At 65.5% G+C, this 7,358-nt stretch carries 6 protein-coding genes; all 6 read right to left on the minus strand.

Going from position 1 to position 7,358, the window contains the following annotated elements:
- The coding region (locus ON27_RS30055; RefSeq protein ID WP_043735269.1) for a bifunctional 3-(3-hydroxy-phenyl)propionate/3-hydroxycinnamic acid hydroxylase at positions 1 to 1,289 on the minus strand (1,289 nt) is incomplete at its 3' end.
- Positions 1,290 to 1,476: 187 nt separating this feature from the next.
- Positions 1,477 to 2,655, minus strand: coding sequence for an MFS transporter (locus tag ON27_RS30060; protein WP_051047117.1), 1,179 nt, complete (start codon positions 2,653 to 2,655; stop codon positions 1,477 to 1,479).
- A 591-nt stretch (positions 2,656 to 3,246) separates the two neighbouring features.
- Positions 3,247 to 3,459, minus strand: a complete 213-nt coding sequence (locus tag ON27_RS30070; protein ID WP_043735265.1) for a hypothetical protein — start codon at positions 3,457 to 3,459, stop codon at positions 3,247 to 3,249.
- A gap of 188 nt (positions 3,460 to 3,647) precedes the next feature.
- Complete coding sequence (locus ON27_RS30075) at positions 3,648 to 5,234, minus strand: FAD-dependent oxidoreductase (RefSeq protein ID WP_043735267.1); 1,587 nt, start codon at positions 5,232 to 5,234, stop codon at positions 3,648 to 3,650.
- Positions 5,231 to 6,127, minus strand: coding sequence for an alpha/beta fold hydrolase (locus tag ON27_RS30080; protein ID WP_043735268.1), 897 nt, complete (start codon positions 6,125 to 6,127; stop codon positions 5,231 to 5,233). Before ON27_RS30080 ends, ON27_RS30075 begins: the two co-directional genes overlap by 4 nt.
- The gene (locus ON27_RS30085) at positions 6,124 to 6,927 is read right to left on the minus strand and encodes an alpha/beta fold hydrolase (RefSeq protein ID WP_245560337.1); all 804 of its coding nucleotides are present in this window, start codon (positions 6,925 to 6,927) and stop codon (positions 6,124 to 6,126) included. Before ON27_RS30085 ends, ON27_RS30080 begins: the two co-directional genes overlap by 4 nt.
- Positions 6,928 to 7,358 lie beyond the last annotated feature (431 nt).

Consider the following 7,358-nt stretch of genomic DNA (forward strand, 5'->3'; position numbering starts at 1 on the left):
CGCCAGCCAGAGCCCGCGACATCATCGAGTCGACGCTCCGCTCCACTGAACGTCCGCACGAGCGGCTGAGGAAATAGGCGGCCAACCGGCGAGCGCGGCGACGGTTGTGTCAGCAGCAGACCGCGGCGGTACCGGGCTGGCGGGCGCCAGCGTCCTTGGCGAACGTGTTCCCGTAGCGGCGGGAGGCGCAGCAGCGTCACTCCCACCGCGTCGCGAATCGTAGCCGCCCACCGCGATTGCATAGTGACCAGACGGCCGACCCGGACCGACATTGCGGTAATCGCGTCGGCGTGCGGACGGCGCTCGACCTCGTAGGAGTCGAGTATCTGCAGTGGCGCGCCGGCATTCACCACGGCCGCGATTTTCCAGGTCAGGTTCGTGACATCCCGGATTCCCGAATTCAGACCCTGGCCGATCATCGGAGGCATCAGGTGGGCAGCGTCGCCGCACAGCAAAACCCGTCCGACCCGCCAGTGCTCGGCGCTCTTGGCTCGGAAGGTGTAGATGAGATGGCGCAAGATCTCCGCGGTGTCGGGGTCTGTAACCTCAGCGATCACCCGCCGCGCAGCCTGCGGGGTAAGGATCTCGTCGTGGTCCTCCCAGGGCATCACCTTGCGTTCCCAGCGGTGCCCACCAGCGGCGAGCCGGCCGGTCAGACTGGGCGCCGCCGGGTCCAGCGTCATCTGGAAATACGGAAGATGGGTGACCGGCTCCGGCAGCTTCGCATCGACGATCAGCCAGGTGTCGGTGTATGCGGATCCGACGAGCTGGACGCCGATCGCTTCCCGGGTAGCGCTGTTGGCGCCATCGCACCCGACGACGAAGCGTGCACGCGCGTTCCCTGTCCCGCCGTCGACATCACGAAACGTGAGTTCGACCACTTCGTCGTCCTGGGTCAACCCGGTGAGCCGGTGACCCAGTCGGATGTCGACATCCGGATACTCCGCGAGGGCCGCCCGAAGGTGCTTGTCCAGCAACGGCTGGTAGATCGCGGACATCCACGGATGCCCTTGGATTTTCTCCGTCGGCAGCGTCGTCGCGACAACCTTGCCGCGAGCCGACACCCACTGGGCGCCAGCTCCGAGGAGCATGTCTGGAACCGTGCGCTCGTACACTCCGGCCTTTTGAAGCGTGCGTAACGCTTCTCCGTCGAGAACGCCGACACGCGGATTGGGATACACATCGGCCTCGCGCTCGAGGACCAAGACCGTCAACCCCGCGCGTGCCAGCAGAAGCGCCGCCAGCTCCCCAACCGGACCCAGGCCTATCACGGCAACGTCGAATGTCATGACAGCCTCCGCCAACCCGTGAAAAGGATGTCGGCAACTCTGGAACGAACTACAAGGCCGGCCGCCGGACGTTCGAGTGACCATGTCCGATCGGATACCTGGGGTGAGTTGTGAAACACATCTATCGCCCCAGGGCCCGGGCAGTCCCTCCTTCTCGAACGGCTCGAGCACATGACCCCAGCTGGTGTCATTGACATGCGCGAACATGGGGGGTGACTGGGGCCCGGGCGGCGCAGATCGTGCCGAGGAGCGCCGCCGTGGCCACGGCGGCGACCACTGCTCCGAAGACGATGCCGATACGGGACGGGCTCCAGCTCTGGGCGGCGAAGCCGACGCCCAGGATCGGAACGGAAATCGCGAAGTAGGCCACGACGAAATAGGCGGAGGCGATCTCGCCGCGTCGCGATTGCGGAGCCGCTTCCACTACCGCGCCGAGCCCCTTGCCGAAGCTCGCGCCATGCCCGAGGCCGGTAATCAGCGCAGCCGCGCTGAGCATGACCACCGACCGAGTGGTCAACGCTGCGGCGAGCAGCGCGGCGCCGAGTATCAGGGCCACACAACCGAGGATCATGGCCTTGGAGGCGGGTAGCGTCCTGGTGAACGCTTGGGTGGCCGCGGACGCGGCGAACGCCGCGGAAACCAGCAAGCCGGCCATGGCCTTGTCGTGAACGTGCAGAGATTCGCGCAGAAACGTCGGCACGACCGACGTGAACAGACCGATTACGCAGAAACCAGCGCATGCGGCGAGTGCCGCGCGGGTGAACACACCCCGCGCCTGAGGCGGAATGGACAGCCGCTGCATAGTGAGCAGAGTTCCAGGCGGCGTCGCAACGGTCTCGTTCACATGCACGATCGCGAGCGCGGCTACACCGATCATCGCCAGATGCACAACGAAGACGCAGTGCAGTGGCCACGGAACGTATTGCGCCAGCACCCCCGACAGTGTCGGCCCAATGCCCAATCCCCCGATGTTTGCGACTCCGGCGACGGTAGTGGCTCGGCTTTTCCATTTCACCGGTGCGGCTTCGATGATCATGGCGGTGGCGGTACCGGTGAAAATGCCGGCCGACAGTCCCGAGAGCGCCCGTCCGACCAGTAACTGCCACACCGACCCAGCAGTGAGGAAGACCAGGGAACTGGCCGCGGAACAGGCCAGCCCGGCAATGAGCAGCGGTCGACGTCCGAGCGTGTCCGACCATCGGCCGAACAGAATCAGTGCCGCGACGACTCCGGCGGCGTAGGTGGCGAAAATCGCGGTGGACATGCCGATGGAGAACCCGAGCTGGGCGGCATACAGCGTGTACAGCGGCGTCGGCAGGGTCGTGCCGAGCATGACCACGGCGAAGGCGTAGCCGATCTGCACCATCGACCTGAAGTGGGGTTCGCGCGCGCTCGAGCGGTGTGGATATGAGGGGAAGGCGTCGTGCGTCGCTAATCGAGTGACCATAATGGCAACATCGTTGCCGATATAGACCACTCCGTCCAATTAAATCGGCAACAGTGTGTCCGATATTACTGGCGATACCGGCGCCACTGCGGCCGAGAAGACCGAAGCGGCGCATGGCGCTTCGGGGCCGAAACCACCTCGGAGAGCGAGGGTTCACCACCCTCGCCGATGGACTTGTCGACGTAGTCGACGGGATCCTGCATCGCCGACTCGTTCTCGGTAGGCCCGCGCTGAGCGGACGCCAACTGCGCATGCTGCTGCAAGCCTGATCTCCCGTACTTTATCCACCGTGCCCGGCCGAGCGTGCGGGAAGCCACTCGATCATGGCTCTGGTGACCTCGAACGCGCGGTTGTGCCATTCGAGGATGCCTCACAGCCGGTCCGCATCACCGGCTGCGATCGCCTCGACGAGCTCGCGGTGCCCCTCGGGCCGACTGCGCCTCGGCCGACGCCGCTCGAACGGCTGCCTGGTGAAGCGCTGCGCCGGGCGGCATCGAGCTCCGGGGTGTTTCAGAACATGCGCGCGGAATCCGGCCTCGGTGGCGCATACAGGAATTGGCACGGCATCGTTGGGTAGCTGTGGTCCACGCGGTCGTCGACGGCGGCGGCCCGCGCCCAGCCCTTTTCGATCACCTCCCGCGCGAACGTTACAGCCGCCTCGCGGGAGGCGACGAAATGCAAGGGGGAACCCAGACCGAAGTCGACCATCAGGTGCCACAACATCGCATTTCCGATCTCATGAACGAGCCCTCAGCAACGCTGACGGCGGCAGCCGGACCTTGGTCGGGCCTTCGAAATCCGAACCTCGTCAGTTCGGCGAGGTGTCCGCGCCACACGGGACGTCGCTGCAGCGATTACCGTGCACCTCTGGTCCATAGCCGAGCCCACCGGGACGGGTGAGCCGCCGTGGCTCACTCCTCCCTCCCGATGGTCTGTGGCACCGGGGATTCGGCCGCCGGGGTCATCGCAATGATGGATTTCAGTGTGCGCGCAGTCCGATCGCTGGTGGCGATCGAGCCGATGTAACCGTCGGGGCGGATCAGCAGCAGGGTGGAGTCGGTCAGGCCATAGATCTGGGCAAAGGACTCGGTGATGTCGGCGAGGACCACATCCATCTCCGCCTGATCACCACTGTCGACGGTGACCCGTTTCAGCCCCGCGCCCTTCGCGGGCCACGGCAGTGCGGCCAGGTCCTCGGCCGCCGCGGGACCGTAGGCGATCGCGGTGAAATGTGGTCCGGCGAAGAGATCGAACAGCCGTTGCGATCCCCCTGTCGTGCTGAGCAGTCTCGCATCCGGCGCGCGATCGCCCACCCGCAGCGTCGCGGTGTGTTGGGCATCATCCGCCGCCAAGGGTCCGCCGCGGTAATGGAGGTCCAGTTGACGTTCGTCATCACCGCGTTTGATGGACGACGGGTCGAGCTTGGACAGACCCTGATACTTCTCGATCGACAAGCCCAAGACCCCGGCCGCGATCGGCTGACGCTCGGCTTCGTAGGTGTCGAGCAGGCTGTCGGGCGCACCGGCGAGCACTTGACCGAGTTTCCAGCCCAGGTTGTAGGCGTCCTGCACACCGGTGTTCAGTCCTTGCGCACCCGTGGGGGGATGGACATGAGCGGCGTCACCGGCGACGAACACCCGTCCCGAACGGTAGCGTTCAGCCAGGCGAATGTTGGGGCGGAACACCGACTTCCAGCTGATGTGCGACAAACGGATGTGTTTGTCACCGGTCTGCTTGCGGATGCGAGCGTTCAGGCTGTCCTCGTCGAGGTCGGGCTCCTCATCGGGGCGCAGACGGATCATCACCTGAAACCGATCGGAATGCGGCAGCGGACACGCGCCGACGAACCGGCCACCCGGACGGGGCCAAACATGCCAGCGGTCCCGGGAAAGGCCATCCACCACGGCGTCGACGATGATCACCCGATCGGCTTCGTCGGTTGTTCCCTCGAAGCCGATGCCCGCGGTTTTCCGGACCGTGCTGGCCCCACCGTCGGCACCGACGAGGTAGCGAGCGCCGATCTCGGTCACACCGTCAAGACCGGAAACCGTCGCCACGACCGTATCCGGATGCTGTTCGAATCCGACCAGTTCGCAGTTGGACTCGACGGACACGCCCAGCCGCCACAGTCCGGCGCGCAGTGCGGCGTCGGTGCGGAACTGGGGGATCAACCACGTATTCGGATGCGGCACATCCGAGCTCACGTCGGTATGCGAGATCATGCGCCAAGGAATGTTCAGCGGACCCGCATGGATGCCCAGCAGCGGGTAGTCGGCTCCGCCGGCGCGAATGCCATCCAGGACGCCGAGGTCTTCGAACACTTCCAGGGTGCGCGGCTGGACTCCCTTCGCTCGCGAACCCTCGAAGGCGTGCGCGGCCTTGTCGATGATCCGCACCGTCCGTCCGCGACGGGTCAGATCGATCGCCAAGGCGGTGCCGGTCGGCCCGCCGCCGACGACGAGAACATCGACGATATCGGTGGTGGGCTGGGTCGTCATCGGTGCGTCCCTTTCTTGGCGGCGTCGACGAAAGCGGCGAATCGGGAACTCATTCGGGCGGGCTCCTCGTAGGGGACCATGTGTCCGCACGGCGAGAAGATGTGCGCCACGGTGGGCGCCAGCAACGCGCATACCTCGTCGTAGTTCGTGATAGGAGTGACCTGGTCTTGATCGCCCCACAGCAGCATCCTCGGCACCGGCAGGTGGCCGGTTCGCCGGTAGAGGTCCTGGCGGCCGCCGAGCGGAAAGTCGGCGATCGTGGCAGCCAACGCGTAGATCGAGCCTTCGAACCGGTAGCACTCCCGCACCATTGCGTTGAGTGCCGCGGACTGCTGCGGATCGCGCACGTTGTGCGAGAGGTGCCGGTCGAGCATTCTGCTGCCCAGACTCTTGGCCAGGACGGTTCCCACGATCTCGTGGCGCAACAGCCGTGCGGCGGCAGGTGCGGGCTGCAACCCGGCGGGGCCCGCCAATGTCAAGCTAGCCAACCGGTCGACGTGCTGGTCGGCGAACGCCATGCTCACCAGCGCACCCATCGAAGTTCCGACGAGGTGGTATGGCTCGGACAAGTCCAGACGCTCGGTCAGGTCGGTGAGTTGCCGCACGAACAGCGCCTCGTCGTAGCGTGCCTCCACGCGATCGGAATAGCCCCGGCCGTAAGCGCTGTAGGTAAGGGTGCGGAATCCGCGCCGGTGCAGTTCGGCGGCGAGTTCGTCCCAGTAGAACAGGGGGACGGTGAGACCGCCCGCGAAGACGACGGTCTCGGCCGCGGCGGGCCCGCTCAGCTCGTAGTGAGTGATCCCATCGCCGCATCGGAGGAACTCACCGCGCAGTTCTCCTCTGGTAGGCCCGTCCAAGCGACTTGTCTCGCCGCGGGCCACGAAGTACTTCATCGTTGTTCCTTCGGCTGTGCGGCCACCTCGGTGGTCAAGAAGTCCAAAACCGCGCCTGCCACCCACGCCGGATCTTCATCCGGGAGCAGATGGCCGCCACCAGGGTGCACGCGTTCGTGGCTGCCAGGGATATCGCGGGTGAAATGCTGGCCATCGATAGACGCGCTACGCAACACGAGGGTGGGTACAGCGATGGCCGGGATCTCGGCTGTTCGGTCGATCTGGTCGGTATTGGCGAAGTCGATGAACGCCTGTTGGTTGCCGGGCCTGGTCAGCATCGCGTAGACCCGGTCGATCATCTCGTCGTCCACCACCGACGATCGCGATCCGACCGCCGAGCGCAGATTGCGTGCGGTGGCCGACCGAGAGGCCAAGCGGGGCAACAACGCCCGACCGATCGGATTACGGGCCAGCCGCAGCGCCAGCGGCAGCGACTTGCCCGGATAGCCGGTGGCGTTGATCAACACGAGCCGATCCACACGCTGGGGGTGATCCAGTGCGAAATTCCAGGCGATGTTGCCGCCGAGCGAGTTGCCCACCACCGAAGCATCGACCACTCCGAGCCGGTTCAAGAAGGCGGCGACGGTCGTGGCGTAGGTCTGCACCCGGTAGTCACGGTCGAGGCGCGGGCCGGTGAGACCGAACCCGGGCAGATCGAGGCGAATGACGTCGAAGGACGACGACAAGGTGGCGGCCACCTGGTCGAAGCAGTGCAGCGAGGAGCCGCTGCCATGTAGGAGCAGCACCGGTCGCCCGCTTCCGGCCCGTTTGTAGTGAAGGTTCTGACCTTCGACGCTCACGAAGCGCGAATCAGGATCGATGTAGTCATCGACAGCTACTCGTCTACTCATAATGGTTACAGCGTTGCCGATATATGATCCGAGGTCAAGTGTTGCGGCAACATTGTGACCGTTATTTGTCGATCGGATGACCGGCCCGCCGATCCGGCATAATGCGCGAGCGTGCCCGTCGCCGATTCCGACGCTACCGAGACCACCGGCCGACGCTCCCCTGACCGCCGACGGATTCCTTTCGATCGGATCATGACAACCGGGCACGATCCGCAGTGCGGAGGTGTCGTGCCGCTGCGGCGTAACACGTCGGGTGTCAGACCTTCGGCGAGTGCACAGCACGCTCCGCGCCCCGCGTTCGCCGCATCAGGCGCTCGACCGCCGCGTCGACATCGAACTCATCTCGCCTCCACCGTCCGTCGTGACCAGATCTGGATCGG

This window comes from Nocardia asiatica NBRC 100129 (assembly GCF_000308415.1).
GTDB classification, from domain to species: domain Bacteria; phylum Actinomycetota; class Actinomycetes; order Mycobacteriales; family Mycobacteriaceae; genus Nocardia; species Nocardia asiatica.

Coding starts and splice junctions, on each gene's coding strand:
- ON27_RS30060 (WP_051047117.1), bottom strand. CDS start 2,655: ATGGTGCAGATCGGCTACGCCTTCGCCGTGGTCATGCTCGGCACGACC.
- ON27_RS30070 (WP_043735265.1), bottom strand. CDS start 3,459: ATGTTGTGGCACCTGATGGTCGACTTCGGTCTGGGTTCCCCCTTGCAT.
- ON27_RS30075 (WP_043735267.1), bottom strand. CDS start 5,234: ATGACGACCCAGCCCACCACCGATATCGTCGATGTTCTCGTCGTCGGC.
- ON27_RS30080 (WP_043735268.1), bottom strand. CDS start 6,127: ATGAAGTACTTCGTGGCCCGCGGCGAGACAAGTCGCTTGGACGGGCCT.